This window comes from Rahnella bruchi (assembly GCF_003614975.1).
GTDB lineage: Bacteria > Pseudomonadota > Gammaproteobacteria > Enterobacterales > Enterobacteriaceae > Rahnella > Rahnella bruchi.
Genome location: NZ_QZWI01000002.1, coordinates 211,717 through 238,150, shown reverse-complemented (window position 1 = coordinate 238,150; position 26,434 = coordinate 211,717). Strand labels below are relative to the sequence as shown.

The 26,434-nt window shown below is 53.7% G+C and carries 22 protein-coding genes; 11 read left to right on the top strand and 11 right to left on the bottom strand.

What is annotated here, in order from left to right; translation table 11 throughout:
- The first annotated feature begins 65 nt into the window (after window positions 1–65).
- The 4 genes from D5398_RS06540 to D5398_RS06525 all read left to right on the top strand — a co-directional run bounded on the left by D5398_RS06540 (window position 66) and on the right by D5398_RS06525 (window position 5,786).
- On the top strand, window positions 66–1,154 hold the full coding sequence (locus tag D5398_RS06540) for an ABC transporter substrate-binding protein (protein ID WP_120506881.1): 1,089 nt from the start codon (window positions 66–68) through the stop codon (window positions 1,152–1,154).
- A 76-nt stretch (window positions 1,155–1,230) separates the two neighbouring features.
- Complete coding sequence (locus D5398_RS06535; RefSeq protein ID WP_120506880.1) at window positions 1,231–3,000, top strand: ABC transporter permease; 1,770 nt, start codon at window positions 1,231–1,233, stop codon at window positions 2,998–3,000.
- On the top strand, window positions 2,993–4,063 hold the full coding sequence (locus D5398_RS06530) for an ABC transporter ATP-binding protein (protein WP_120506879.1): 1,071 nt from the start codon (window positions 2,993–2,995) through the stop codon (window positions 4,061–4,063). The genes D5398_RS06535 and D5398_RS06530 overlap by 8 nt, the downstream gene beginning before the upstream one ends.
- Before the next feature lie 163 nt (window positions 4,064–4,226).
- Window positions 4,227–5,786 carry a methyl-accepting chemotaxis protein gene (locus D5398_RS06525; protein WP_415838464.1) on the top strand — a complete coding sequence of 520 codons (1,560 nt, stop codon included), beginning with the start codon at window positions 4,227–4,229 and terminating at the stop codon, window positions 5,784–5,786.
- Window positions 5,787–5,793: 7 nt separating this feature from the next.
- Here D5398_RS06525 and D5398_RS06520 read toward each other — a convergent pair whose 3' ends face one another.
- Window positions 5,794–6,393 (bottom strand): cupin, encoded by a 600-nt coding sequence (locus tag D5398_RS06520; protein ID WP_120506877.1) that lies wholly within the window; start codon window positions 6,391–6,393, stop codon window positions 5,794–5,796.
- A gap of 254 nt (window positions 6,394–6,647) precedes the next feature.
- Here D5398_RS06520 and osmE point away from each other — a divergent pair, with 254 nt between their 5' ends.
- The gene (osmE, locus tag D5398_RS06515) at window positions 6,648–6,980 is read left to right on the top strand and encodes an osmotically-inducible lipoprotein OsmE (RefSeq protein WP_120506876.1); all 333 of its coding nucleotides are present in this window, start codon (window positions 6,648–6,650) and stop codon (window positions 6,978–6,980) included.
- Between the two features lie 45 nt (window positions 6,981–7,025).
- On the opposite strand, the gene D5398_RS06510 is transcribed toward osmE, so the two are convergent.
- Window positions 7,026–8,753 (bottom strand): potassium/proton antiporter, encoded by a 1,728-nt coding sequence (locus D5398_RS06510; protein ID WP_120506875.1) that lies wholly within the window; start codon window positions 8,751–8,753, stop codon window positions 7,026–7,028.
- 194 nt (window positions 8,754–8,947) lie between these two features.
- Here D5398_RS06510 and D5398_RS06505 point away from each other — a divergent pair, with 194 nt between their 5' ends.
- Window positions 8,948–9,142 (top strand): hypothetical protein, encoded by a 195-nt coding sequence (locus D5398_RS06505; RefSeq protein ID WP_120506874.1) that lies wholly within the window; start codon window positions 8,948–8,950, stop codon window positions 9,140–9,142.
- Between the two features lie 46 nt (window positions 9,143–9,188).
- Here the strand turns inward: D5398_RS06505 and D5398_RS06500 are convergent, their stop codons facing one another.
- Genes D5398_RS06500 through puuD form a run of 3 tightly spaced genes read right to left on the bottom strand, consistent with a single transcriptional unit; the run spans window position 9,189 to window position 11,918 of the window.
- Window positions 9,189–10,502: an NAD(P)/FAD-dependent oxidoreductase gene (locus D5398_RS06500; RefSeq protein ID WP_120506873.1), complete on the bottom strand. Its 1,314-nt coding sequence runs from the start codon at window positions 10,500–10,502 to the stop codon at window positions 9,189–9,191.
- Window positions 10,503–10,552: 50 nt separating this feature from the next.
- Window positions 10,553–11,110 carry an HTH-type transcriptional regulator PuuR gene (gene puuR, locus D5398_RS06495; RefSeq protein ID WP_120130865.1) on the bottom strand — a complete coding sequence of 186 codons (558 nt, stop codon included), beginning with the start codon at window positions 11,108–11,110 and terminating at the stop codon, window positions 10,553–10,555.
- A 4-nt stretch (window positions 11,111–11,114) separates the two neighbouring features.
- Window positions 11,115–11,918, bottom strand: a complete 804-nt coding sequence (gene puuD, locus D5398_RS06490; protein ID WP_120506872.1) for a gamma-glutamyl-gamma-aminobutyrate hydrolase — start codon at window positions 11,916–11,918, stop codon at window positions 11,115–11,117.
- A gap of 340 nt (window positions 11,919–12,258) precedes the next feature.
- Between puuD and D5398_RS06485 the strand changes: the two genes are divergently transcribed.
- Together D5398_RS06485 and D5398_RS06475 are read left to right on the top strand one after the other, a co-directional pair.
- Complete coding sequence (locus D5398_RS06485; RefSeq protein ID WP_120507005.1) at window positions 12,259–13,683, top strand: glutamine synthetase family protein; 1,425 nt, start codon at window positions 12,259–12,261, stop codon at window positions 13,681–13,683.
- Between the two features lie 462 nt (window positions 13,684–14,145).
- Entirely contained in the window at window positions 14,146–15,522 is a 1,377-nt protein-coding gene (locus D5398_RS06475) for an APC family permease (protein ID WP_120506871.1), read from the top strand.
- Between the two features lie 578 nt (window positions 15,523–16,100).
- Here the strand turns inward: D5398_RS06475 and sbcB are convergent.
- The gene (sbcB, locus tag D5398_RS06470) at window positions 16,101–17,528 is read right to left on the bottom strand and encodes an exodeoxyribonuclease I (RefSeq protein ID WP_120506870.1); all 1,428 of its coding nucleotides are present in this window, start codon (window positions 17,526–17,528) and stop codon (window positions 16,101–16,103) included.
- A gap of 17 nt (window positions 17,529–17,545) precedes the next feature.
- A complete protein-coding gene (locus D5398_RS25765) occupies window positions 17,546–17,680 on the bottom strand; it encodes a hypothetical protein (protein ID WP_279634999.1) in 135 nt (44 codons plus the stop codon).
- A gap of 75 nt (window positions 17,681–17,755) precedes the next feature.
- On the opposite strand from D5398_RS25765, the gene D5398_RS06465 reads away from it, so the two are divergent.
- Both D5398_RS06465 and tmaR read left to right on the top strand, forming a co-directional pair.
- Window positions 17,756–18,853: an FUSC family protein gene (locus tag D5398_RS06465; RefSeq protein ID WP_120506869.1), complete on the top strand. Its 1,098-nt coding sequence runs from the start codon at window positions 17,756–17,758 to the stop codon at window positions 18,851–18,853.
- 157 nt (window positions 18,854–19,010) lie between these two features.
- Window positions 19,011–19,343 (top strand): PTS system regulator TmaR, encoded by a 333-nt coding sequence (gene tmaR / locus D5398_RS06460; protein ID WP_120506868.1) that lies wholly within the window; start codon window positions 19,011–19,013, stop codon window positions 19,341–19,343.
- Window positions 19,344–19,406: 63 nt separating this feature from the next.
- Here tmaR and D5398_RS06455 read toward each other — a convergent pair whose 3' ends face one another.
- The 4 genes from D5398_RS06455 to D5398_RS06440 form a co-directional block, all read right to left on the bottom strand.
- Entirely contained in the window at window positions 19,407–20,366 is a 960-nt protein-coding gene (locus D5398_RS06455; RefSeq protein ID WP_120506867.1) for a D-2-hydroxyacid dehydrogenase family protein, read from the bottom strand.
- Between the two features lie 84 nt (window positions 20,367–20,450).
- A complete protein-coding gene (cirA, locus tag D5398_RS06450) occupies window positions 20,451–22,424 on the bottom strand; it encodes a catecholate siderophore receptor CirA (RefSeq protein WP_120506866.1) in 1,974 nt (657 codons plus the stop codon).
- 51 nt (window positions 22,425–22,475) lie between these two features.
- On the bottom strand, window positions 22,476–23,627 hold the full coding sequence (locus D5398_RS06445; protein ID WP_120506865.1) for an ABC transporter substrate-binding protein: 1,152 nt from the start codon (window positions 23,625–23,627) through the stop codon (window positions 22,476–22,478).
- A 153-nt stretch (window positions 23,628–23,780) separates the two neighbouring features.
- Window positions 23,781–24,884 (bottom strand): ABC transporter ATP-binding protein, encoded by a 1,104-nt coding sequence (locus tag D5398_RS06440; RefSeq protein ID WP_120506864.1) that lies wholly within the window; start codon window positions 24,882–24,884, stop codon window positions 23,781–23,783.
- Window positions 24,885–25,160: 276 nt separating this feature from the next.
- Between D5398_RS06440 and D5398_RS06435 the strand changes: the two genes are divergently transcribed.
- A complete protein-coding gene (locus D5398_RS06435; RefSeq protein WP_120506863.1) occupies window positions 25,161–26,387 on the top strand; it encodes an extracellular solute-binding protein in 1,227 nt (408 codons plus the stop codon).
- Window positions 26,388–26,434: the final 47 nt, after the last annotated feature.

Genomic DNA, 26,434 nt, shown 5'->3' with positions numbered 1-26,434 from the left:
GCCTGTCCGATGTTATGCGTTATGTTGATTTTTAGTTTCCCAAATGTAACTAGAGGTTAACAATAATGTCGAATAAATTACGTATCTCTCTGATTGCTGTGGCTGTAATGATGTCTTCCTCTGCAATGTCTGCATTACCTCAGGGCTATCCTGCCGACTATCAAAAAATCGTCGATGCCGCGACCAAAGAAGGCAAAGTCGTGGTGTATTCCACCACCGATACCAAAGCCGCAGGCCCGCTGATTCAGGGCTTCGAGGCCACTTATCCGGGTATCAAAGTCGAATATAACGACATGAACAGCACCGAGCTGTACAACCGTTATATCAGCGAACAGGCGGCGGGCGGCACCAGCGGCGACGTGGTCTGGAGCTCCTCTATGGATACCGCGCTGAAGCTGGCGACCGACTATGCGCAGGAATATAAATCGCCTGAACAGGGTCAGTTACCAAAATGGGCGGTGTGGAAAGACAAAGCTTACGGCACGACATATGAGCCGGTGGTGTTTATCTATAACAAGCGTCTGATCGCGGCCGGTGACGTGCCAGATTCACACGCGGCACTGGCAAAACTGATTTCCAGTCAGACCGAAAAATTCAACAAGAAAGTCACCACGTATGATATCGAGAAATCCGGCCTCGGCTTTATGTTGTCCGTGCAGGATTTCAAAGCCGACCCGAACTATTTCAAAACGCTGGCTGACGTCGCCAAAGGCGGCTTAGCGGTGCAGTCGTCCACCGGCACCATGATGGAACGTGTTTCTTCCGGCGAAAACCTGATCGGCTTCAACATCCTCGGTTCCTACGCCGAAGCCCGCGCCAAAACGGATCCGTCACTCGGCATTTCCTATCCGAAGGATTACACCCTGGTACTTTCCCGCGTTTCCTTCATCAGTCAGGAATCGAAAAACAGCAATGCCGCCAAACTGTGGCTGGACTACGTGCTGTCTGAGAAAGGGCAGAGCATTCTGGCCAATCAGGCTGACATTCCGTCCATCCGCAACGATATCGAAGGTAAAAACGACATCGACGGCATGACCAAAATGTTAGGCACCGCGCTCAAGCCAATCCCGGTAGATGAAACCCTGCTGGAATATCTGCAACAGAAAAAACGTCTGGATTACATCAAACAGTGGCGCGCCGCTGCCCAAAAATAGCAGTTGGGGCGCGCATCAACTTTGCGCGCCTCCCTTTCTCTTGCCTGATTTTTGCTGCTAACCGAAGGGAAGTAACATGAATGCATTGCGCAGAAAGTGGCAGAGCCTGCCGCGCGGCATTGTGGTGTTGATAACGGCGCTGGTTATCTACATTCCATTGTCGTTCATCGTGATACAAAGTTTCCTCTCCGCCCCGTTCTTTTCCCCGTCAAAAGAATGGAGCCTCGAATCCTTTGGATTCATCTTTACCGATCCGGATTTCTACAAAGCGCTGAGAAGCGGCTTTATTCTGGCTTTCGGGCTGGTCGTTATTGCTATTCCGCTCGGCGGTATTCTGGCGTTCCTGATGGTGCGCACGGATTTACCAGGCAGACGCCTGATTGAACCACTGATCCTGGTGCCGATTTTTGTCTCGCCCATGGTATTAGGCTTCGGCTACGTGGTGGCGGCCGGTCCGGTGGGCTTCTTCTCGCTGTGGGCGCAGGACATCATCGGGTTCGTGCCGTGGAATATCTACGACATGTCGAGCATCGTGGTGATCGCCGGGCTGACGCACGTTCCGCACGCGTATCTTTATATCTCCTCGGCGCTGCGCAGCGTCGGGTCGGATGTTGAAGAAGCCGCGCGAACGGCTGGAGCCTCGCCGTTACAGGTGATGACTGCCGTCAGCCTGCCGATGGTGCGCCCGTCGATTCTTTACGCCACCGTGCTGTTGTTCTTCCTCGGGCTGGAAGTCTTCGGGCTGATGCTGGTACTGGGCGACCCGGAAGGCAACATGGTGCTGGCGACCTATCTGTATCAGCTGACCAATAAACTCGGCACGCCGTCGTATCACCTGATGGCTGCGGTAGCGGTAGTGCTGATTTGTATCACTATCCCGCTGGTGATGTTGCAGCGCCGTCTGATGCGCACTGCTAACCGCTTCGTGACGGTGAAAGGTAAAGCGTCACAGGCGCGCGCCTTGCCGCTCGGCAAATGGCGCTGGGTAGCCGGTGCCGTGGTGGCATTCTGGCTGACGGTGACCATTGGTGTTCCGCTGGTTGGGGTGATGCTGCGTGCTTTTATCTCTAACTGGGGCGTCGGTGTGTCCATCTGGGATGAGCTGTCGCTTAATACTTTCCGCACTATTTGGGAACAGCCGAATCTGCTGCGCGCCATCGTCAACTCTATGGCGATTGGGGTGATCGGTGGTGCGCTCGCCGTTGCCTGTTATCTGTTTATCGGCATCGCGATGCACCGTAAACCGGACGGCGTCACCCGCTTCCTCGATTACAGCGTACTGGTGCCGCGTGCGGTGCCGGGGCTGCTGGCGGGTCTGGCGTTCCTGTGGGTGTTTCTGTTCCTGCCGATGTGGCTTGATAACGCGCTCAAATCCGGCTGGCTTTCAGGTATGCCGTGGTCGCAGTGGCTGCGCGATAACCTGGTGGTCTGGCTGCGATCGCTGCGCAGTACGATTTTCAGCGTCTGGCTGGCGTATACCGTGGTGTGGATGGCGTATGGCCTGCGGCTGATTTCCTCGACGCTGTTACAGGTCGGGCCGGAGCTGGAAGAGGCGGCGCGCAGCACCGGCGCAACGCGCGGCCAGATCACCCGTCACGTCACGATCCCGTTATCACGTTTCGGCCTGATTGGCTCGTGGCTGCTTATGTTCCTGATTTTCGAACGCGAATACTCCACCGGTGTGTATCTGCTTTCGCCTGGCACGGAAACTATCGGTTCGATGCTGGTTTCTCTGTGGGCAGCAGGCGCCATTGATATCGTGGCCGCGCTCTCCTTTATTAACATCCTGCTGGTGGTGTTAGGTTTGGGTATTGCCCTTCGTTTTGGAGTGAAATTACATGATTGAATTATCGGTCGACAATCTGCACTTAACCTACGGCGACAACCCGGTGTTGAAAGGCGTTTCGATGGATCTGAAACGTGGGGAAGTGGTATCACTGCTCGGGCCTTCAGGCAGCGGAAAAACCACCTTACTGCGTGCGGTCGCCGGGCTAGAAAAACCGGTCAAAGGCACCATCGTCATCGGCAAAAACAAAGTTTACGACGGCACCCCGCGCAGTGAAATTCCGGCTGAAGAGCGCAATCTCGGGCTGGTGTTTCAGTCTTATGCCCTGTGGCCGCACAAAACCGTTTTCGAGAACGTGGCGTATCCGCTGAAATTGCGCAAAGTCTCCGCCGGTGAAATCACTCAGCGCGTGCAGGACGTACTGAATCAGCTGGGGCTGGGGCATCTGGGCAAACGCCATCCCCATCAGCTTTCCGGTGGTCAGCAACAGCGTGTGGCGATTGGACGTGCGCTGGTTTATAACCCGCCGGTAATTCTGCTTGATGAACCGCTGTCGAATCTGGATGCCAAATTGCGTGAGGAAGCCCGCGTGTTCCTGCGCGAGCTGATCATCAAGCTCGGGCTATCGGCGCTGATGGTGACACACGACCAGAACGAAGCGATGGCGATTTCTGACCGCATCCTGCTGCTCAACAACGGCAAAATTGAACAGCAGGGCACGCCGCAGGAAATGTACGGCTCGCCGAAAACCCTGTTTACGGCAGAATTTATGGGCAGCAACAACCGTCTGCATGGCAAAGTCACCGAAGTGCGCGACGGTAAAGCACGCATCGAAGGCAGCGGCTGGGTGCTGTGGGGACAAGCTGGCGAAGGCGTGCTGGCCGGGCAGGAAGGCACGGCGGTGATCCGCGTAGAACGCGTGGTACTTGCCGACGGGCCAGGCGAGAATCAGCTGGAATTACCGCTGCTGACCAGCATGTATCTCGGTGATCGCTGGGAATATCTGTTCCGCACTTCCGGCGATGATTTTGTCATTCGCGCGTACGGCACCGATGTGCGCGATCCGCAGCATTGTCATCTGAAGTTACCAGAGCAGCATGTGTGGATTTTTCCTAAGCAGTAACTGATCGCAGGGAGCGGGTCCGTGCCGCTCCCTGAAATATTTCTGTCATTTCCCGCGCGTAAAATTCTGCTTCTTATTTAAATAATGCAGAATAATCATGATATTAACTACTCGTTCACTTATTGGTAAGACGCCATTCAACAGATTGTTTCGATCTGGTTTCATGAAACGTCCACGGGGAATACTTTTTGGGGTAATTTGTGTTATCGCCCTGTTTTCTGCTTTACAGATTTTCTCCACCGTCGTACTCACCAGCATCCTTCAGGATGCCCGTAACAACGTGATCGCCACCGAAAATTTGCGCCAGCAACAAGCCGTGATGGATAAAGCCCGCATGGAGTTGCTGATGGCCAGTGACAAACTCAACCGCGCCGGAATTTATTACATGCAGGATAAAGAAACCGGTTCGGTCGGCAGCTGGAACAGTCTGATGGAAGAATCGCTCGGGTCGCTGACAGCCTCCCGGAAAGCGTTTACTCAGTTTGAGGAGATGACCAGAGACAGCAGCCAGGCGGCGACGGAACTGAAAGCCAGCTATCAGATGTTTTTTGACGGGCTGCGGGAGCAGGCGAATGGCCTGCAAAAAAACAACAATATCGATTCTTTCTTTGAAGTGCCGATTCAGGCGTTTCAGGATGACTTCAGTCAGAAATATTATGCTTATCTCGCGGTTAACGAGCATACGGCGGTTTCCCTTAGTGATCGTTTGCTGAGCGCACTGACGCAGGCGAAAACATTGTTTACGGGCGCGCTGGTCATTCTGGCGGTGATTGCGGTGCTGGTCTGGCGCGGCGTGTCGGCGTGGATTATTCGCCCGCTGCAACGCATGATTGGGCATATCAGCGTGCTGGCCGCCGGGGATTTGTCGCGTGATGTGGAAGGCGACAATGCGCGGGTGATTGAAGTCCGCGAACTGGGTGTGAGTCTGCGCAACATGCAGCACGGTCTGCAAAAGCTGGTCAGCGAAGTCCGAGATGCCTCGGCGCATATCATGCTGAACATCGACCAGATGGCGAAGGGTAATGAAGAATTATCCGCTCAGGCGGCGATTCAGAGTGAAGAACTTCGAGCGGCCACTGAACACATCACCCATCTCAATGAACGCGTGAAAGAAAATGCCGCCCATGCGCAACAGGCCACCCGACAGGCTGAGCAGGCGAAAGGCGTGGCGACCCGTGGCGGCGAAGTCATGGGGCAGGTAGATATGGCGATGAAAGAGATTGTCAGCCAGTCCTCAGAAATGAGCAGCATCGTGTCGATGATTGACGGCGTGGCATTTCAGACTAACATTCTGGCGCTGAACGCGGCGATTGAAGCGGCGCACGCCGGTCAGCACGGACGCGGTTTTGCGGTGGTAGCCAAAGAGATTGGCCTGCTGGCGCAAAAGAGCAGCCATTCGACGCGCGGTATCCATCAGCTGATTGATGATTCCGTGCAGCAGATTAGTCGTGGTTCGGCGTCTGTGTCGGTGCTGAGCCAGAGCCTGGAAGAGATTATCCACATATTCAACGGCCTGAGTGCGCTGGTCAGTGAGATTTCAGAAGCGACGTTATATCAGGGGCAAAGTGTTCACGATGTCTCCGAACGCATCACCGCACTTAATCAGGTCACGCTGCAAAATGGAAAACTGGCCGATCACGCGGCGGCCTCTTCCCAGCAGCTTCTGGATCAGTCGCAGCGGCTGGAAAAGGCCGTGTCGCGCTTTGCCCTGACGGCGGCGTAAACGGCTTTTATTTTTTGTGCCACGCCAGCATGCTGCCTTCGGTGTGTCCGGTCACCGGATCCGTCGCGGGCAGCGGCACGGCATTCACCGCTTTGGTACGTGCTGCCAGCTGCGGCAGTTCGTCATGACAGATGTCGGCTTTTACGTCCGGCGGATACGCGCCGACCAGCATGAAATCTTCATCGGCGGAAATCTGTTTGTGGCCGATCCCGGCCGGAAGCAATAACACATCTCCGACTTTCACCTCGATAACATTGCCGTGCTCGCCGCCGAGTTGCAGCTTCGCCGTACCGGCATAAACGCCCAGCACTTCAGGCGTGTTGGAGTGAAAATGCGTAAAGGTATACACCGGATAGCGCCACTGCGGCGGCCATCCGTTAGTGCGGAAAAGGTGTTCGAGATAGTCGGCATTATCAGCGGTATCGGGCGGAATGACGCGGTGATAAATCAGTACCGGTAATTTGTTATTCGGCACACCGCCGTCGGGTTTATCAATCAGCAGAGTATCCATAGCAACCTCTCTGGCAGTCGCGAAGGCCATACGTGGCATCGGCATCAGGGCGAGCACGCCCAGCAAAGTAACAAACCGGCGTCGATCCAAAAGCATCAGGCATGGCTCCTTATCGCGCAATCAATGGCTTACCTCTTTCATGTATAGAACAAAAAAACCTGAAAATCCTCTTTTTGGAAACATAAAAAGATTTGGGAAAGGATGATGAAATGCGCGAGCAGAGAAGTGCGGTGTTTATCAGAAAAAACTGAAAATCTGTAGCAATCAACATATAAAAGTCATATTGGCTGGCGAAATCCTTTATGTCCTCTATGCTTATCAATACAAAAAGTACTCAGGAGGAGAAGTTTATGAACAAGAAAATGTTACTTGTGGTTGCTACAGCAGTTTCTGTACTGGCAGGGTGTCAGACTTACGATCGTGCGGCGAGTTACGTTAAAGAGCCGGTCGTCAGCGATGTTAAGGTCGGTATGACCAAATCTCAGGTTCGTGCGATTGCAGGACCACCATCGACTGAAGCCACGCTTATCCATGCGAAAGGGACTTGCCAGACTTATGCAGTTGCTCCGCGTGACGGTAAAGCTCAGACCTACTTCGTTAGCTATAACGACACCGGTCATGTCATGAACAAAGGTTATCAGACCTGTTCAGACTACGATAAAGACCCGCAGGCTGGTCAGTAATCTTCGTTGCGCCTTCTCCTTGTTAGAGGGGAAGGCGCTCGTCATTTAAGCCTTCTGTGTCACAATCCTCACGCCGACTTTACTCACCTGATTCCCGTCCATTTCCGCAATTGTCCACGTCAGCCCGTCCCATTCGATATGGTCACCGATAACCGGCTCGCCACCGAGCAGTCTGATCACGAAATGTCCCAGGGTTTGCGACTGGTCAACAGACTCTTCCAGATTCAGGCCATACAGCTGTGAAATGGCATCCAGCGGCGCATCCGCCTGCAAAATAAAATCACCGAAGAAGCGGTCATCCAGCACCACTTTATTGCTGTCGCTGAACAGTTTACCCAGCTCAGGCAAATCCTTTTCCTGCCCGATCACGCACAGAATGTCGCCCTCTTTGAGCCGCGTACTGCCGGTCGGATGAAGCATCTCTTTGCCACGGAACAACGCCGCGATGCGCGTCGCCTGCGGCATTTGCAAGTCACGCAGCGCCGCGCCGACACACCATTTATCCGAACCGAGCTGATAGATGAACTGCTCCCAGTCGTTATAAACGTCAATATCCAGCCCGACGCGGGAGATCGGCGTCGGCTGCGGCGGGACCAGCACTTTGGCTTTTTTCGCCGCAAATCCCAGAGATGTACCCTGCAGCAGCAGGGAAACCAGCACGATAAAGAACGCGACATTGAAATAGAGCGTGGCGTTAGGCAGTCCGGCCATCATCGGGAATACCGCCAGAATGATAGGCACTGCACCGCGCAGACCAACCCAGGAGATAAAGAAGCGTTCGCGCAGGGTAAAGTTTTTAAAGGGGATCAGGCTGACGAATACTGACAGCGGACGTGCCAGCAGGATCATCCACAGGGACAACGCCAGCGCCGCGATGGCAATTGGCAGCAGATCGCTCGGCGTCAGCAGCAAACCAAGCACCAGGAACATACCGATCTGACTGAGCCACGCCAGTCCGTCGAAAGTTTGCAAAATACCGTGACGGTTACGGATTGGCATATTGCCGAGCATCAGACCGCACAGATATACCGCCAGAATACCGCTGCCTTCCAGTGCCATCGTCGCTGCGTAAACCAGCAAACCGCCGCTGAACGCCAGCAAAGGATATAACCCGCTGGCCAGCGTAATTTTGTTAATCAGCTTGTGCAGCAGCCAGCCGCCGCCGACACCGAACACGATGCCGAGACCAAACTGTCGCACCACATCAACCACAAACATCAGGCTCAGGCCGTGCTGGCCTTTTGAAATCATGTCGATCAGGGTGATGGTCAGGAATACCGCCATCGGGTCGTTACTGCCGGATTCAATTTCCAGTGTGGCGCTGACACGTTCGTTCAGGCCTTTACCGCCAATCAGTGAGAAAACGGCAGCGGCATCGGTCGAGCCGATAATCGCGCCAATCAGCAAACCCTGCATCAGATTGATATTGAACAGCCACGCGGCTGCCAGTCCGGTCAGACCGGCAGTGATGAGCACGCCGACAGTGGCCAGCGACAACGCGGGCCACAGGGCCACACGAAAGGAGGAGGCGCGGGTGCGCATCCCGCCGTCGAGCAAAATGACTGCCAGCGCCAGGTTACTGACCAGATACGCCGCGGTGTAATTATCGAAGGCAATGCCGCCAATTCCGTCGACGCCCGCCAGCATACCGATGGCGAGGAAAATGACCAAAATAGGGATGCCAAGCTTCGAAGAGAACGAACTGAGCAAAATGCTTGCTGCGACTAACAGGGCGCCAATGAAGAAAAGAGTATTAATCGTGCTGGCGTCCAAGAGCGTTCTCCTTGTAAGGCATGAGTGGTGCGGGGGCGTGCGGTTTCGTCATCAGTGACAATCCCTCTAATTTATCAGGAAAATGAGCGCGTTGCTGGGCTCATTTAAGATTTTTATTAGTTGCACTTAAGAATAAAAAACTATGCTTAGAGGTGAGCGATGTCTATGCGCAGTTCATAAAAAAGGAAACCATAATGAGTGAATATACCGGTGTACACCGCGAGGTGATGAAAGATGGGGCGATCAAACATGTGCTTATCCGTGATGCGGCGGGCAACGAACAGTCGATTGCAGCAAAAGATTACATTTCACAAGGGATCGAACCCGATCTGAACGAGTTGCCCGAAGTCGGCACTGACAGCGAATTCCCCGTCGCGGGCAAAGGCTGAAAAAAAGCAAAACTCCCCGCAGAATGCCTGCGGGGAACGCGCCGGATCAGACGCCTAAACGGTCACGCAGGGAATAGTACGCCGCGCCCAGCATGGTAAACGGCACCTGGAAATTGCGGCCTCCAAAGAAGGGCATGTGCGGTAAGCGCGCGAAGGCATCGAACCGTTCGGCATCACCGCGCAACATTTCGGTGATGAGCTTTCCCGCCAGATGGGTCAGCGTTACGCCGTGCCCGCTGTCGCCCTGCATGTAATAGATATTATTTTCCAGCCGCCCGAATTGCGGCAGGCGGGATAACGTCAGCAGGAAATTGCCGCCCCAGCGGTAATCAATTTTCACGCCTTTCAGCTGCGGGAAAGTGCGGTTGAGTTTGGGCAGGATCACCGAATCAATATTCGGCGGATTTTTGCCGCCATAGGTGACACCGCCGCCATACAGCATGCGGTTGTCGGCAGTCAGGCGGAAATAATCGAGCAGGTAATTGCAGTCTTCCACGCAGTAATTGTTCGGCAGCAGTGATAGTGCCATGTCATCCGACAGCGGTTCCGTGGCGACAATCTGCGAGCCGCACGGCATGCTGAGACGCGTGAGACGCGGCGCCAGCTGCTGACTCAGATATGCATTGCCTGCCAGAATCACATACTTCGCTTTCACCTGACCTTTAGCCGTGTGAACCCGTGCCGGTTCGCCATGTTCAATACGCGTCACCGCCGAGCCTTCAAAAATCCGTCCGCCGTGACGCCTTACCGCTTCGGCCTCACCCAGCACCAGATTAAGCGGGTGGAGATGGCCGCCGTTCTTATCCAGCAGGCCGCCGACATAACGGTCAGTGGCAATTTCACGACGCACCGCGCTTTCATTGAGCAGCGTCAGCTCGGTGTGACCATAGCGGTTCCACAGCTTTTGCTGATCGCGCAGTTTTGTCAGCTGGCGCGCACTGAGCGCGGCAAAAATGCAGCCGGGGCGATAGTCGCAGTCAATGGCGTACTGGTCGATGCGCTGACGGATAATACGGGCGCCTTCAAACATCATGCTGCCGAGCATATCGGCGGTCTGACGTCCGTAGCGTTCTTCAATCACATCAATATCGCGGCTGTAGGAATTAACGACCTGTCCGCCATTGCGCCCACTGGCGCCCCAGCCGACGCGGGCGGCTTCCAGCACCACCACGTCGTAACCGGCTTCGCACAGATATAAAGCAGAAGAAATACCGGTGTAACCGGCACCGACAATACAGACATCGCACTCAATATTGTCAGTCAGCTCCGGCCACGGCGCGTGGTGGTTGACGGAACTGGCGTAATAGCTGTCGGTGTGAGGCACACCGACAGCGCGGGGACTTCCTGTTTGAGCACTCATGGTGACATCCTTCTTTGGGTTTCCGTTGCCTCGCCCAGAATCGATGACAACTAGAAGGTATTAGGGGTATGTGCGCTAACAATCCTGCAAATCCGCGTCGAAATATTACTGAAACTGTGAGGGTTCGCGGTGTTAATGGCATAACTTTGGCCCGCTCGCAGCGGGTAACTCTGACCGTTGACGGTTAAGATGATCTCTCCTTCTAACAGGGTGCCGACCTCCTCGCCCTGATGTTTGATTTTGTCGCCGGTGGTGCTGCCGGGCTGATAGGTTTCCAGCAGCATGGCGACGGTGTGGTTTGGCGTGCCGTTATGCACCATGCGCATGGACACACCGCGACTGCCGATCTCAATTAAATCTGCCGCGTTAATGACAATTCGCGGCTCATCACTTTTATGCTCTTCGGCGAAAAACTCTGAGAGCGACAACCCGTAAACCCGCAATAACTTTTGCAACGTACTGACGGCGGGGCTGACTTTGTCCTGTTCGATGGTACTGATGGCGCTGTGCGTCAGGCCAGACAACTCGGCAGCTTTGCGTTGGGACATACCGAGTTGCTGGCGAATTTCAGAAAGCCGGCGACCAGGCGCCAGACTGACTTCGCTCATCCGTTTATTCCTCTTCTGCGCTCCGGGCCTGATGGCCTTTGCGACAGGCAGCGATAAAAGCCTCAAACAGCTGGCGGGATACCGGATCCGTCAGACTGTGCCATTCCGGATGCCACTGCACACCAAGGGCAAACGGATGATTGCGGACACTCACGGCTTCCACCAGATTGTCCGGTGCGCGCGCTTCCACGGTCAGTTCTGCTCCCAGACGGTTCGCTCCCTGACCATGAAGGGAATTCACCTGAAATTGCTGATAATCGGGTAATAATTCTGAAAGTAAGCCTCCGGGTTCGATATGCACCGGATGCACCAGGGCGTATTGCTCGTCATGCGGCAAGCTGGTGTCTTCACGGTGATCCCTATAACCCGGCACCTCCTGCACTTTGCGGTGCAAACTGCCGCCGGTGGCGACCACCAGTTCCTGCAAACCACGACAGGCGGCGAACAGCGGGATCTTCTTATCCAGCGTGGCTCGGATCAGCTGCAAACTCAGGCGGTCGCGGCCGGGATCGGCCAGCTCCTCGACACCTTCTTCACCGTACTGATGTGGCTCAATATTGCTGGGACTACCGGTGAGGAAGATGCCGTCCAGACCGCGCAGAATCTGGTCTATCGCGCCTTCGCGTGCTGCCAGTTCATGCGGCAGACAGACGGGAAGGGCGTTGGCGTTAAAGATGGCGTCCAGATACTTTTCGTGGACTGTCAGGGCAGGATTTTCATCGACCGTGTTCTCACACATCACTACCCCAATGATCGGTCTGTAGTGCATCTCTTTTCCCGCAGATGCCGTGGAAAATATATTGCCCATAATACCGCCTCGCTGAGTAGATGAATTTGCTGACAGCACGCACCTCCCCGCACGTTACTGCTCAGAATATTGACCTTACATTGACCAATTTAGCAGCGCACAGGTCGCTTTTCAAACGGATATGTTGCGCTAATGTAGATGTTGCAAATAATTAATGTTAAGGCTAGGGTTAATCATATGGCCGTTATTTTGAGCAATAAACGAGAGGATCCCGACAACATGAGAGCACTGCGTTGAACAGACTAATGACCCGGTAAAGCATGACCGGCTGGCATCATCGTGGTGCCTGATATGCCGGAAACCAGCAAATGGCGGAAAACCTATGCAAGCGACTGAACTGATGAATGAAATCAAGAAAGAGATTAGCGAACCCCTCGCTAAGCACGCTGAAGAGCGAAGTAGCGCGTTCCAGGATGAAGTAACTCAGTACCTGGAGCGTCACCCGCAAACCCTTCACGTCGACGTCCTGCTCACCGATCTCAATGGCTCCTTCCGCGGCAAACGCATCCCCGTCTCAGCGCTCCGTAAACTCGAAAAAGGCTGTTATTTCCCAGCCTCGGTTTTCGCCATGGACATTCTCGGTAATGTCGTGGAAGAAGCCGGCTTAGGTCAGGAACTGGGCGAACCCGATCGCACCTGTATTCCTGTTCCCGGCACCTTAACGCCTTCGGCCTCCGACCCTGAACATATCGGCCAGCTGCTTCTGACCATGCTTGACGAAGATGGCACTCCCTTTAACGTTGAACCACGCAATGTGCTGAATCATATCTGGCAAACATTGCGCCAGCGGGGCTTGTTCCCGGTGGTAGCGGTAGAGCTGGAGTTCTATCTGCTCGACAGGCAGCGCGATGCGGAAGGCTATATTCAGCCGCCGTGTACGCCGGGGACGCAGGAACGCAGCATGCATACCCAGGTCTACTCCGTCGATAATCTCGATCACTTTGCCGATGTGCTCAGTGATATCGACCGTCTGGCGCACATACAGGGATTACCTGCGGATGGCGCGGTGGCGGAGTCCTCGCCGGGACAATTCGAAATCAATCTGCATCACAGCGAAAATATTCTGCGCGCCTGCGATTACGCGCTGATGCTCAAACGTCTGGTGCGTCTGGTGGCCGAAAATCACGATATGGATGCCACATTTATGGCGAAACCGTACGATGAATATGCGGGCAGCGGGATGCACATCCATCTCAGCGTGCTCGACGACAACGGTAAAAACCTGTTTGCCGGTGCCGGTGCCGGTGGCGAAGATTCTGAGCTGATGAAACGCTCTCTCGCCGGAATGATTGCTTTGATGCCAGCTTCGATGGCGGTGTTAGCGCCGAACGTGAATGCGTTCCGTCGCTTCCAGCCGGGCATGTATGTGCCGACGCAGGCGTCATGGGGCCACAATAACCGCACCGTGGCACTGCGTGTTCCATGTAGCGGAACCGCCGATCACCGTGTGGAATACCGCGTGGCCGGTGCCGATGCCAACCCGTATTTAGTGGTCGCCACCGTACTGGCGGGCATGCTGCATGGTCTGGATAACGACCTGCCATTACCGGAGCCGGTGACCGGTAACGGTCTGGAACAGGAAGGCATTCCGCTGCCTATCCGCCAGAGTGATGCGCTGTATGATTTCGACGATCAACCTGCGCTGAAAAAAATCCTCGGCGAACGTTTCTCGCAGGTCTATCACACCTGTAAATCGGACGAGTTGTTGCAGTTCGAGCGTCGCGTAACTGAGACAGAAATAGACTGGATGCTGAAAAACGCGTAGTAAGTGGTTAATGCATATGCGCGGATGTTTAAAACTGGAAAAGAATTCGTAACTCGACGCCTGTGAATGTTGTCATTCATGCGTGATTTGTGCAAAATACGCCGCACTGCAGATAACCGACGCTTAAAGGCGCCGGTTATTTTTTTTGTATTTGCAGTACCCAAACTAATTCAACAGAGGCCGGACCCAGATCCGGATAGATAACAAGGTTCGTGTGCGATCCCAAATTAAAAACGGTCGCCACTATGAGGAAATGTAACATGGGGCAATACTTCAAACCTGTACCGGTGCCCGCCGGTGCTTCTTTCAGCTGCGGCCACATTCGCACAGCCTTCACCTCCGCTATCAGCGACGTGAAGATCTATCCCCCGTTTACTGGTAATAACTCACGAAGTTTTCCCTGTTCGTTGCTTTCAGAGGCGTTTAAGCGCCCGGTGTCTGCAATCCAGGGAGGGCTGAGCCATGTCTGCTAATACATCTGCCGCTCCGGCCACTCAGCGCGTACAACTGCGTAAAACGTTGACACTGGTTCAGGTCGTGATGATGGGGCTTGCCTATCTGCAACCGATGACCATTTTCGATACGTTCGGCATCGTTTCCGGCCTGACCGATGGTCACGTCGCCACCGCGTACATCTTCGCGCTGATCGCCGTTCTGTTTACCGCCGTGAGCTACGGCAAACTGGTGCAGCGTTTCCCGTCTGCCGGTTCAGCGTATACTTACGCGCAAAAAGCCATCAGCCCGCATGTCGGCTTTATGGTCGGTTGGTCCTCATTGTTGGACTACCTGTTCATGCCGATGATCAACATCCTGCTGGCGAAAATCTACCTGGAAGCTATCTTCCCCGGCGTGCCGTCGTGGATTTTTGTGGTGGCGCTGGTCGGCATGATGACCGCGTTCAACCTGCGGGGTATCAAGGTCGTCGCTAACCTCAACAGCATTATCGTTGTGGTTCAGGTCGCGATCATGGTGGTTTTCCTGGGTCTGTTAGTCCGTGGCGTTTACATGGGCGAGGGCATGGGCACGCTGGCGACAACCAAGCCATTCTTCAGTGAAAATGCGCATGTGGTGCCGATGATCACCGGTGCGACGATACTCTGCTTCTCGTTCCTCGGCTTCGACGGCATCAGCTCGCTGTCTGAAGAAACCCCGAACGCAGGCAAAGTCATCCCGAAAGCGATTTTCCTGACCGCACTGATTGGCGGGGTCATCTTCGTCGTGGTGTCTTACTTCCTGCAACTGTATTTCCCGGACATCTCGCGCTTTAAAGATCCGGATGCGTCACAGCCTGAAATCATGCTGTACGTGGCAGGTAAGTTCTTCCAGTCCGTCATTTTATGCTTCAGCTGTGTGACCGTTCTGGCATCCGGTATGGCCGCGCACGCAGGTGTTTCCCGTCTGTTGTACGTGATGGGGCGTGATGGCGTATTCCCGGAAAAACTGTTCGGTTATGTGCATCCGAAATGGCGTACCCCGACGTTTAACGTCTTGCTGGTCGGCGTTGTGGCGATGTCTGCCGTCACCTTTGATCTGGTCACTGCAACGGCGCTGATTAACTTCGGTGCGCTGGTGGCGTTCACCTTCGTGAACCTGTCAGTGATTTCACAGTTCTACATTCGCGAAAAACGTAACCGCACGCTGAAAGATCACATCAACTATCTGGTTCTGCCGGTGATTGGTGCCCTGACCGTCGGTGCGCTGTGGCTGAATCTGGAAGCGAGTTCGATGACGCTGGGCTTAGTCTGGGGCGCGATTGGCCTCGGGTATCTGGCGTTTATCACCAATGCATTCCGTAAGCAGCCGCCGCAGATGAGCGGGGAGATTGCACCGGAAGCGTGATGTTTGCCCTTTAGAAAGGGCAGGAAACTTTTTTTTGCAGATGGCCGCTGCAATGGCGGCCTTCACTGCTCCCGCAGACCGAGACAATTTCGGTTTCTCACGTGCAGCGATCACTTAATACGCTATGCCGAAACCGCCCAAAGGAGGGAAGTGCTTTCCCTCCTTTGGATTCCTCCTCGCTTTTTTACACCGCGCTACCGCAGGCACGACGGACATATTTTCCGGCAATAGTGAGTGGCGTAAAATGTCATCGCTGCGCGATCCCCTCATTTCAGGTTTCGAGCCTTAGGTCTCGAACCATTCATTCGGTGCCATTTTTGAGCACGCCAATTCACTTTTCTAAAAGATGAAAAACAATCCGTCTTTGAATTTGAGATCGTGCAAGATTTCCAGCCAGTCGCTGTGCCACCTGAAACATTGCAGCCAGCGAAGCGCGCAGTGAAAAAAGCGAGGAGAGTCGGGAGAGGAAAAGCACTTTCCTCTCTCGTCGGTTTCGGCGCGGAAGGCCTTATGAAAACCGTTTTTGAAAAACCGAAATTTGCACTATTCAAAAAGGGGCCTTTGGGGAATCCCCAAAATCACCCGACCAGTTTCTTCCCGTATTCAAACAGCGCCCCGAGCAGTGCTATCTTCTCAACATCCCCTTCATGCAAGTTATAGAGTGATTCCAGCTCTAAAATATACGCCTGCACACGTTCGTCCGTCAGTTTGTCCTGACGATGCGCCATCCAGCGTTTTTGTTCGGCATCCGTCAGCGTGGCAGGGTAGTTGCGCGCACGGAAACGGAACAGCAGCGGCTCGATGCGGGAATCGTTAAAGGTCAGATCCAGGGCTGGAAGATTCTCCGGACGGGTTTCCAGAATGATGCGCATCGCGGCGCGATCGGCATCGCTGAAGAAACCGTCGTAAAGGCGCGCATCCACGTCATCGGAGGGCGTAAATGGCTCAGCCTCGGCGAACATCGTCACCACTTTCTCGCGCACCTGCGGGTTCTGGCGCAGTAACTGCAAATTCTCAAGACAACGCTGACGATCAATGCCCAGACGTTCGGCGTTTTCCGGCAACAGCGTTTTTGCCGGAGCCAGAACCGGGCATTTATTGATATGCACCAGCTTAATGGGCAATGGAGATTGCCCGGCCTGCAACGTGTCGCGGCGGCTGTAAAGACGCTCGCGCATCTGGTCGGGATCGAGGTCTAACAACGTCGACATATCACCGGCAAGGTCACACAGGATCACGGCATTTTTATTCTCAGGATGCCAGGCCAGCGGCGCGACCCATGCGGTATTACCGCGCGCAGCACCGAACATCCCGGAGACATGCACCAGCGGTGCCATGGCAGGAATATCGATTAACGTATTCAGCTTATGCTTGCTGCGGTGTTCCAGCAGAAAACTGAAAAGACGCGGCTGTGCCTGTTTCACCAGTTTTGCCATCGCGATAGTGGCGTACACGTCTGCCATCGCGTCGTGCGCATTTTCGTGTTCGATTCCGTTGGCTTTGGTCAGATGTTCCAGACGAAAACTTGGGAAGCCGTCGTCGTTTTCCGGCCAGTTAATCCCTTCCGGGCGCAGCGCATAACAGGCACGCATCACGTCCAGCAAATCCCAGCGCGAATTGCCGTTCTGCCAGCTGTAGGCATAAGGGTCGTAAAAGTTACGATAAAGGATATTACGGCTGACTTCGTCGTCGAAACGGATGTTGTTATATCCGACAATGCAGGTGCCCGGCACGCTGAACGCTTTATGGATCTGCGCTGTAAATTCGGCTTCGATAACACCGCGTTCCAGCGCAATTTGTGGCGTAATTCCGGTGATCATCACTGCTTCAGGTTCTGGCAGATAATCGTCTGAAGGGCGGCAATAAATCACCAGCGGTTCTTCAATGATATTGAAATCTTCGTCGGTTCTTACTCCGGCAAACTGCGCCGGTCTGTCCAGCGCCGGATTCTTACCGAAGGTCTCGTAATCATGAAAATAAAAAGTTTTTTGCGGCTTGTCTGACATTACGAAGATAACCTTTATCAGTGCGGAATAATAAAATCGACGGCGACTAGGATACCATCCGCCACAATGATGTCATGACAAAATGCGCAGTCATGGAACACATCGTCAAAATCGGCACATTCTCCGGCACCAATCTGCCAAAACCCTGACATAACCGGGGTGAATGCCTGTGATAACTCGGCTAAACTACCGCCTAATCTGAATTTATGCCTTACGGCAGGCCTAACGTGCGTCTCGACAAGAAAATTTCTCCGCTGGATAACGTCATTTACCGTAATTACCGCATTACTCACGGTTTGCGTATCGCCGTGGCGTTTCTGCTGACTTTCCTGATCGTGCGTCTGACTGAAATCCCGGAAGGCACCTGGCCGCTGATCACGATGGTGGTGGTGATGGGGCCGATTTCGTTTTGGGGAAACGTCGTTCAGAGGGTACTGGAACGCATCAGCGGAACCGTTTTAGGTTCGGTTTCCGGGCTGATTGCCTTATGGCTTGAGCTGTACTCTTTGCCGCTGATGATGGTGTGGTGCGCCGTGGTAATGTTTGTCAGCGGCTATCTGACCCTCGGCAAACGTCCGTATATGGCGCTGCTAATTGGTATCACACTGGCGGTGGTCTGCGGGGCGGGGCCGGGTGATATGAAAACCGCACTCTGGCGGTCCGGTGATGTGATTTTTGGTTCACTGCTGGCGCTGTTTTTTGCCAGTATTTATCCGCAGCGCGCGTTTATTCACTGGCGCATGCAAATGGCCGATTGCCTGATGTCGCTGAATAAACTCTACAGCGCGTGGCTGTCGCCGAACATGCTCGAGCGTCCGCATCTGCACGGTAAGATGAAGTCGACCATGAATCAGGTCGTCAAAATGCGTTCTCTGTTTGCGCCTGCCAGTAAAGAATCTCATATACCGCGCGAAGTATTTGATGCGATCCAGACGCTGAGCCGCAATTTGCTGTGTACTCTTGAACTGCTGGCGGATGCTTACTGGAGTTCGCGGGAAAGCCACTTTCTGATGCTCAATGCCCCTACGTTACGCAGTGCGCAGTTGCTGATGCTCGAAACGCTGGAAAAGCTCAGCCTGATGCTGATTAACGGCACTAAAGGTGACGAACTGACCATCGACCATCAGCTCAACGAATCTGCTGAAGAACTGAAAGCGCTGATGGCGGAAATGAATGCGGCAAACCATCTGGAAGCGCAGGTCTATGGTTATGTATGGCTAAGCTCGCAGGTGGCGGAACAGCTGAGATCTATAGGCGACCTCATCACCATGACGATGCGCAAAGAAGACGCTCAAATAAGCAGCGGTAAAACAACGAAAGCATGAAGGGATTTTTGTCTGTGGCCTAAAACGGGTAAGATGGAGCCATTGGACGATTATCTGAGCGCGCTGACCATTCTTTGCTACGCTACTATTTCTGCTGGCAAAACGGGTCGCGACAAGTCAGTCACTGAATCTGTGTAACTTAATCGAAGGTGTTTAAATGGACAATATCAATAAGCCGAGTTTCCAGGACGTTCTGGAGTTTGTGCGCATTTTCCGTCGTAAAAACAAATTACAACGTGAAATTGCTGACAACGAAAAGAAAATCCGTGACAACCAGAAACGTGTTCTGCTGCTCGACAACCTGAGTGATTACATCAAGCAGGGTATGAGCATCGACGAAATTCAGGCGATCATTGCCAGCATGCGCGGCGACTATGAAGATCGTGTTGATGATTACATCATCCGCAATGCAGACCTGTCGAAAGAACGTCGTGAAATGTCCAAAAAGCTAAAAGCGATGGGCGAAATCAAAGCCAACGAAGCGAAGTAATTTCGTCGCCGCTCAAAGCAAAAACCGGGTTTATGCCCGGTTTTTTTATGCCTGTAATTCAGGCTATTGCAAAACACGCAGCGGATTATCTGCGAGATAAGCCTGAATATCTTCCACGGCTTCAGTGAAATACACCCGATAGTTGCCGTCGGAAACGTAGCCCAGATGCGGCGTCGCCAGCACGTTGGGTTGCGTTCTGAAAGGGTGGTCAGCAGGCAAGGGTTCGATGTCAAAGACATCCAGCCCGGCACCGGCAATCACACCGTTTTGCAACGCATCGAGCAGGGCGGACTGATCGACTATCGCCGCGCGCGAGGTATTAATCAGCAGAGCCGAAGGCTTCATCTGTGCCAGCTCCTGTGCACCCAGTAAGCCGCGCGTGCGTTCACCGAGCACCAGATGAATGGATATCAGGTCGCTGGTTTGCAGCAATTCTTCTTTCGATGTGCAAAGTGTCACGCCGTGCTCAGCAGCGCGTTCTGCTGTCAGATTCTGGCTCCAGGCGCAAACGTTCATACCAAATGCCTGCGCAATTTGTGCCACTTTCTGGCCGATTTTCCCCAGCCCCAGCAGCCCGAGACGTTTGCCGTTCAGCCCAACGCCGAGCGTGCTTTGCCACGGGCCGTTATGGCGTAACGCATTATTTTCGGTGACCAGATGGCGTGCCAGTCCGAGGATCAGCGCCCAGGTCAGTTCCACCGGTGCGGCCTGTCCGCTGCCGGTGCCGCAAACGGTCACACCGTGCTTTTTAGCTGCCGCGAGATCTATTGAAGCATTGCGCATACCGGAAGTGATCAGCAGTTTTAACTTTGGCAGACGGGCAAACAGCGCAGCGGTGAACGGCGTGCGCTCACGCATGATCACCAGGATTGTCGCGTCTTTCAGGGTTTCGGCCAGCACGTTTTCGTCATCAATATGTTCTGTGAGTACGCGGCATTCCACCTGCGGCGCCAGTGAGTGCCAGTCAGCCAGCGAAAGGGAAACATTCTGGTAATCATCAAGAATGAGGCATTGCAGTGGCATGGAAATCCCTTATCTGAAAATAATGATAAAGAGATATAGCACTGAAACTGCCGGAACGTGAAGTGTCCCGGCGGGAGGTTATTGTCAGAAACTGTAATCCACGGCAGCGAAATATCTGCGGCCATCTTCGTTATAGCTGTAATCGTCGCGGTTGAGATCTTTATCCATCAGGTTAAGTACCCCTGCGCGAATTTTCACTGCTTTATTGACCGCATACGAACCGCCGGTGTTCCAGATGGTGTATCCGCCCGGCGTGGTGTTGCCGTCAGTGACGGTGCGGCTTTTGCCTTTGTAGTTAGCGGAAAGGTAGAAGCTCCAGGCATCCAGCGGTTTCCAGTCAAGCGTCGCGTTACTGGTGTGGAATGGCAGCTCAGATAATGGTTTGTTGCCGCCATTACTCAGATCGCGCGCGTCGTTGTAAGTGTAATTCAGCTTGAGATTCAGCTGGTCAGAAAGCGGTAAACCAAGTTCAGTTTCCAGCCCGCGGATGCGCGCTTTGTTGACGTTGTAATACTGAAAGATCGGATTGCCGCTGGCGTCGAAACCGACAAAATTCTGATACGTCGGTGCCAGACTGCGGTTAGCGGTGCGGATAACCGTGATCATATCGTCGATATCGTTCTGAAACACCGTCGCGCTGGCGGTCACGTCTTCCAGCAACCCTTCCTGCCCGGCGTAATACAGGCCAAATTCCACGCTTTCGCTGGTTTCGGCTTTCAGATCCTGACTTCCCACCACGTTACAGCTGCCGCGGCAGGAGGCGCTTTGCCAGTCCGGGCTGAGCTGTAAAAGCGACGGCGCTTTGAAGGCTGATGCCCAGCCGCCTTTCATCGTGACGGTGTCGGTAGCGTTGTAGACCAGATAGGCTCGCGGGCTCCAGTTGACGCCGTAGTTTTCGTGGTCATCCATACGCACGCCGCCAGTCAGCGCAAGACTTTCGAGGATCCGCCATTCATCTTCCAGAAACAGCGCGTACTGATTGGCCTGCGTGCTGCCGCCGTTTTTCATGTTCACGCCGTCTTCCAGTTTGTCGTTGCGGTATTCGCCGCCGAACGTCAGGAACTGGTTGTAATCACCCAGCGGAACCACAACTTTGCCGTCGAGAGAATTGTTTTTCGAGGTGATGGTTTCGGCATTTTTGTTTTCGATGTTCTCACCGTAGAAACGCAATTCAGTGTTCGCCAGTCCCCAGCGCCCATTATGGCCGACCGAGTAGTTTTCGCGTTCGATGCGGTTTTTATCCAGCGTATCGGAATCGCGATCCTGACGGTCTGCGCCGTAACCGAAAGTGATGTCCTGATCTTCTGTCGGAGTCAGTGAAAATTCGACGTTGGCGTTGCGTGAAGTATAGCCTTCGATACGTGGCTGACCAGTGCTGCCGCTGGCGGAACTGGCCTGATCTTTCTGGCGTTTACCGAGCGCACCATAAACTTTCACGCCGAGTAAATCGTCAACCAGCGGGCCGCTGGCAAAGAAGTTGCCGTTGCCGGTGTCACCGCGATCACGGTGTTCCTGAACCGTGGTATCGGCGCTCAGCGTGCCGTGCCAGTTAGTGCCGACTTTACGGGTGATGATATTGACCACGCCGCCCAGCGCGTCGGAACCGTATAACGATGACATCGGCCCGCGCACCACTTCGATGCGTTCGATAGATTCAGCGGGTATCCAGCTTAAATCGAAATCGTTATGGCGGAACACGGCGTTGCGCGAATTCACGCGTTTGCCGTCGACTAAAATCAGCGTGTAGCCGCTGCCCAGTCCGCGGATACTGACGCCCTGACGGTTGTCGCTTTCATTGGTGATCTGCACGCCGGGGACGTCTTTCAGAACGTCTTTGAGGTTTTGTACCGGTTTCTTTTGCAGATCTTCGCGGGTGATGACGCTGATACTGGCAGGGGCATCTTTAAGATTTTGCTCGATGGAGGAGGCGGTCACCACCATCTGTTCTTCTTTTTCTTTCACTTCGCTGGCGTCTTCTGCCATCACCGGCATCGCGGCAGCAATAAGTTGTGCAAGCAGCCCGGCCTTGACCGCCGGTGTAAATTTAACCTTAGCCATTTCTTCTCTCCGTGAGATAAAAAGCCCCGGCAGCGCGGGGCTATGTCCCTTTTACTCTGTCCAGTAAGTGCCGGTCGGTTCGACGGCGAGGAACTGTTTATAAAGTTGTTTTTGTGTTTGCTGCGGGTCGAGATCGGCAAACTTTTGCGGATAAAATGCTTTGGCGAAGACCTGTACGGCCAGCACGTTATACGGGGAATTGTAATAGTTGTGCCAGATGCCAAAACTGCGGCCATCTTCGACAGCTTTCAGCGTGCTGATACCTTTGCGCGCCAGCAGTGGTTTCAGACTGGCGCTCGCCTGTTCCGGCGTGGTCTGCGCGCCAAGCACTAAACCGGCAGGCAGCGGCTCACCGGCTTTCGGCGGTTTGGCGCCACCGCTGACCAGATACACATCAGGCTGAGAGGCGATGACTTTTTCCAGATTCACCTGACCGAGAGGGCCCGGCAGCAGTGGTTTGGCGATATTCACGCCGCCCGCCTGATCGATAAAATCACCCATGTTGCCGTTTCCGGCAGAGCGGCAGCATTCGTCCGCCGTCGAGGCGCGCAGTTCGATAAAGACTTTCGGTTTATCCTGCTCGGGAATGTCTTTGGTGACGTCAGTGACGCGTCGGATATTATCCTGATAGAAGCGGATATAATCCTGCGCCTGCTTTTCGCGGTTCAGCACTTTGCCCAGCAGTTCCATACTTGGCAGCGTGTTTTTCAGCGGTGAAGTTCGGAAATCGACAAACACCACCGGCACACCGGCTTTCTGGAGTTGCTTCACCAGCTCGCTTTCTTTGCCCGGCCCGTGGCCAGATAAACCAAAAATCGCCAGCTGCGGGTTCAGCGTCAGCACTTTTTCCGGGCTGATACTGTCGGCGCTGGTGTTGCCAATCAGCGGGATTTTGTCGATTTGCGGGAATTTTGCCTGATAGGTGGCGTAGGTCTGCGGGTCAAGCTTACGGAAATCACCCTGCCAGCCGACAATGCGGTCGAAAGGCTTCGGACCTTCGAGCAGGGAAAGGGCGAAGAACAACCGGCCTTCTCCGAGCACGATGCGCTGAACATCATCCGGCACGGTGACCGTGCGCCCGGCAACATCTGTCACCGTGACAGCCTGCGCGGTGAAGCTCAACACACCGAGGGTTAATCCTGCGAATCCGGCAGCTATGCGTTTGCCGCAAAGCGTTCTCACTACTTTCTGCTGATAATTCATCTTCTTCCGATTCCTTTTCGTATCCCTGAAGAGGTGGAAACAATAAAAGAAATGATAACGATTATCAATGCTGTTTACATTTCACATCCGGCGTATGAATGAAAAGCGGAAGGAAACCGCCCTGAAAGGGCGGTCCTGTTTTAATAAAGAGGATTAATGCAGATGTGAAAGGCTTGGGGCGCTGATACGCAGGCCGTTTTCGCAAAATACCATGCAGCGCTTGGCATCGAACCAGGTGGTCAGGCTCTGATAAGGATTGAACGCCATATCGCCCGGCAGCAGCATTTTGAAACCGTCGGTACCATAACACTGGCCGAACAGATACGTGCTGTTGCCCAGCCGCTCGACCACTTCGCAGTTAAATTCCAGCACGTTTTCGGTTTCCTGCGACAGCAGATGTTCAGGGCGGATGCCGAGTGTCACTTTATCGCCTGTCGCCAGCTCGCGGGTGCTCAGCGCTAACGTTAGCGTTTTCTCCGGCGTCAGGCGCACTTCGAGCCGGTCCGGTTGCCAGCTCATGACTTCGGCAGGCAGGAAATTCATCTTCGGCGAACCGATAAAACCGGCAACAAACTGATTCACCGGATTGTAGTAAAGGTCCATTGGCGCACCTATCTGCTCGATTTTGCCGTAATTCATCACCACGATTTTATCGGCCAGCGTCATGGCTTCGGTCTGATCGTGCGTCACGTACACCATGGTGGTTTTCAGTTCCTGATGCAGCTTGGAAATGTGTAAACGCATATCCACACGCAGTTCGGCATCGAGGTTAGACAGGGGCTCATCGAACATAAATACCTGCGGATTTCGCACGATCGCGCGGCCGATAGCCGTACGCTGGCGCTGACCGCCGGAAAGCTGTTTTGGTTTTCTGTCCAGAAGATGAGAAAGCTGCAACGTTTTGGCGACCATCTCGACCTGATGGCGAATTTCGTCTTTCGGTACGCCGTTCACTTTCAGCCCGTAACCCATGTTTTCCGCAATGGTCATGTGCGGATACAGCGCGTAAGACTGAAACACCATCGCCACGCCGCGCCGGGAAGGGTCGACATCATTCACCCGCTGCTCGCCAATGTAAACGTCTCCTTCCGTAATATCTTCCAGCCCGGCAATCATGCGCAGCAGGGTGGATTTACCGCACCCCGATGGCCCGACGAAAACGGTGAATTCACCGTCTTCAATATCAATATTGATGCCATGCAACGTCACGGTTTTATCGAAACGTTTGACCACATTTTTAAGTCTGATGCTGGACATGTTTGACCTCATAAAGAATTCATACCGCTGATGTTTCGGACTATAACCACCTTGTGTAAGCGTTTGCACGGGCGGGTTCTAATTTTGGAGAGAAGATCACACAACGCGCATCTTTTTGTAGTGATTTATGACTCGCAAGTTTAACGTATAACATAGTTTTAGCTATGGCATTAATCATCACTACTTCAGTATTTAAAGGGTTTGTCAGTAATTGGTAGGATGGTTGTCGTTAAGTACTCTACAAAAAATGTTATACCTTCACATTCAGGAGCAACAATGAAAATTACACACCTTACTGCCCTGGTAATGATGTCTTTAAGCCTTAGCAGCCAGGCCGTTCGGGCAGCAGAGGGGCAGTTACTCATCTGGGAAGATATTAAGAAATCTTCCGGTATTTCCGACGCGGTGAAAGATTTTGAGAAAGAGAACAACGTCAAAGTCGTTGTGCAGGAAACGCCTTATGCACAGCAAACGGAGAAACTACGACTGGATGGTCCGGCGGGAATCGGTCCGGACGTGGTCGTCATTCCCAATGATCAGCTAGGGACGGCGGTGGTACAGGGTTTACTGGCGCCGCTCACGCTCGATAAAGCGTTTACCGACAGCTTTACGCCATCGGCTATCAATGCATTTCAGCTGAAAGGCCAGACTTATGGCGTGCCGAAAGCCGTCGAAACGCTGGTGCTGATTTATAACAAAGACTTACTGCCTGAGGCTCCGGCGACGCTCGATGAGTATTACACCTTCTCGAAAGCGGAAAGGGCGAAAGGCAAATATGGCCTGCTGGCCAAGTTTGACGAAGTGTATTACGCCTACGGCGCGATGGCTTCAATGGGAGGTTACATATTCGGGAAAGACGCAAAAGGCGAAATCAACGTTGAAGATATCGGCCTGAACAAACCGGGCAGCGTCGAAGCCATCACTTACCTGAAAAAATTCTATGCCGACGGATTATTCCCGGCAGGGATTGTCGGCGATAACGGCCTGAACGCCATCGACTCGCTGTTCACCGAGAAGAAAGCCGCAGCGGTCATCACCGGCCCGTGGGCTTTTCAGCCGTATGAAGCGGCAGGCATTAACTACGGCGTGAAAGCGCTGCCGTTGCTGCCAAACGGCAAACCGATGAGCTCATTCCTTGGCGTGAAAGGGTATGCCGTTTCGACGTACAGCAAACAAAAGCCTCTGGCTGAAAAATTCATCACCTTCATCAACCAGCCGAAATACGCCAAGGTGCGCTATGAAGTGACCAAAGAAATTCCGGCACTGACGGCACTGGTGAACGATCCGATGATTAAAAACGATGAGAAAGCCAACGCGGTGGCCGAACAGTCTACCCGCGCAACGGCGATGCCGGGTGTGCCGGAAATGCAGGAAGTCTGGGGCCCGGCCAATAACGGTATCCAGCTGGGTGTGACCGGCAAACAACCGGTGGATGCCGCGCTCAACGATGCGGTGAAGAATATCCAGATGCAAATCGAGGCGGCGAAAGCCAGCAATGAGTAATCCGGTTAAACACGATTGACCCTGTTAAATAATTTGTATGTCTGACA

Excerpts from the sequence above, each read along its gene's own strand:
- D5398_RS06540 (WP_120506881.1), top strand. The coding sequence starts at position 66 with ATGTCGAATAAATTACGTATCTCTCTGATTGCTGTGGCTGTAATGATG.
- D5398_RS06530 (WP_120506879.1), top strand. The coding sequence starts at position 2,993 with ATGATTGAATTATCGGTCGACAATCTGCACTTAACCTACGGCGACAAC.
- D5398_RS06440 (WP_120506864.1), bottom strand. The coding sequence starts at position 24,884 with ATGTCCAGCATCAGACTTAAAAATGTGGTCAAACGTTTCGATAAAACC.
- D5398_RS06435 (WP_120506863.1), top strand. The coding sequence starts at position 25,161 with ATGAAAATTACACACCTTACTGCCCTGGTAATGATGTCTTTAAGCCTT.
- D5398_RS06455 (WP_120506867.1), bottom strand. The coding sequence starts at position 20,366 with ATGCCACTGCAATGCCTCATTCTTGATGATTACCAGAATGTTTCCCTT.
- D5398_RS06535 (WP_120506880.1), top strand. The coding sequence starts at position 1,231 with ATGAATGCATTGCGCAGAAAGTGGCAGAGCCTGCCGCGCGGCATTGTG.
- cirA (WP_120506866.1), bottom strand. The coding sequence starts at position 22,424 with ATGGCTAAGGTTAAATTTACACCGGCGGTCAAGGCCGGGCTGCTTGCA.
- D5398_RS25765 (WP_279634999.1), bottom strand. The coding sequence starts at position 17,680 with ATGTCAGGGTTTTGGCAGATTGGTGCCGGAGAATGTGCCGATTTTGAC.
- D5398_RS06520 (WP_120506877.1), bottom strand. The coding sequence starts at position 6,393 with ATGCTTTTGGATCGACGCCGGTTTGTTACTTTGCTGGGCGTGCTCGCC.
- D5398_RS06500 (WP_120506873.1), bottom strand. The coding sequence starts at position 10,502 with ATGAGTGCTCAAACAGGAAGTCCCCGCGCTGTCGGTGTGCCTCACACC.
- D5398_RS06485 (WP_120507005.1), top strand. The coding sequence starts at position 12,259 with ATGAATGAAATCAAGAAAGAGATTAGCGAACCCCTCGCTAAGCACGCT.
- puuD (WP_120506872.1), bottom strand. The coding sequence starts at position 11,918 with ATGGGCAATATATTTTCCACGGCATCTGCGGGAAAAGAGATGCACTAC.
- D5398_RS06525 (WP_415838464.1), top strand. The coding sequence starts at position 4,227 with ATGAAACGTCCACGGGGAATACTTTTTGGGGTAATTTGTGTTATCGCC.
- tmaR (WP_120506868.1), top strand. The coding sequence starts at position 19,011 with ATGGACAATATCAATAAGCCGAGTTTCCAGGACGTTCTGGAGTTTGTG.
- D5398_RS06445 (WP_120506865.1), bottom strand. The coding sequence starts at position 23,627 with ATGAATTATCAGCAGAAAGTAGTGAGAACGCTTTGCGGCAAACGCATA.
- sbcB (WP_120506870.1), bottom strand. The coding sequence starts at position 17,528 with ATGTCAGACAAGCCGCAAAAAACTTTTTATTTTCATGATTACGAGACC.
- D5398_RS06505 (WP_120506874.1), top strand. The coding sequence starts at position 8,948 with ATGAGTGAATATACCGGTGTACACCGCGAGGTGATGAAAGATGGGGCG.
- osmE (WP_120506876.1), top strand. The coding sequence starts at position 6,648 with ATGAACAAGAAAATGTTACTTGTGGTTGCTACAGCAGTTTCTGTACTG.
- puuR (WP_120130865.1), bottom strand. The coding sequence starts at position 11,110 with ATGAGCGAAGTCAGTCTGGCGCCTGGTCGCCGGCTTTCTGAAATTCGC.
- D5398_RS06475 (WP_120506871.1), top strand. The coding sequence starts at position 14,146 with ATGTCTGCTAATACATCTGCCGCTCCGGCCACTCAGCGCGTACAACTG.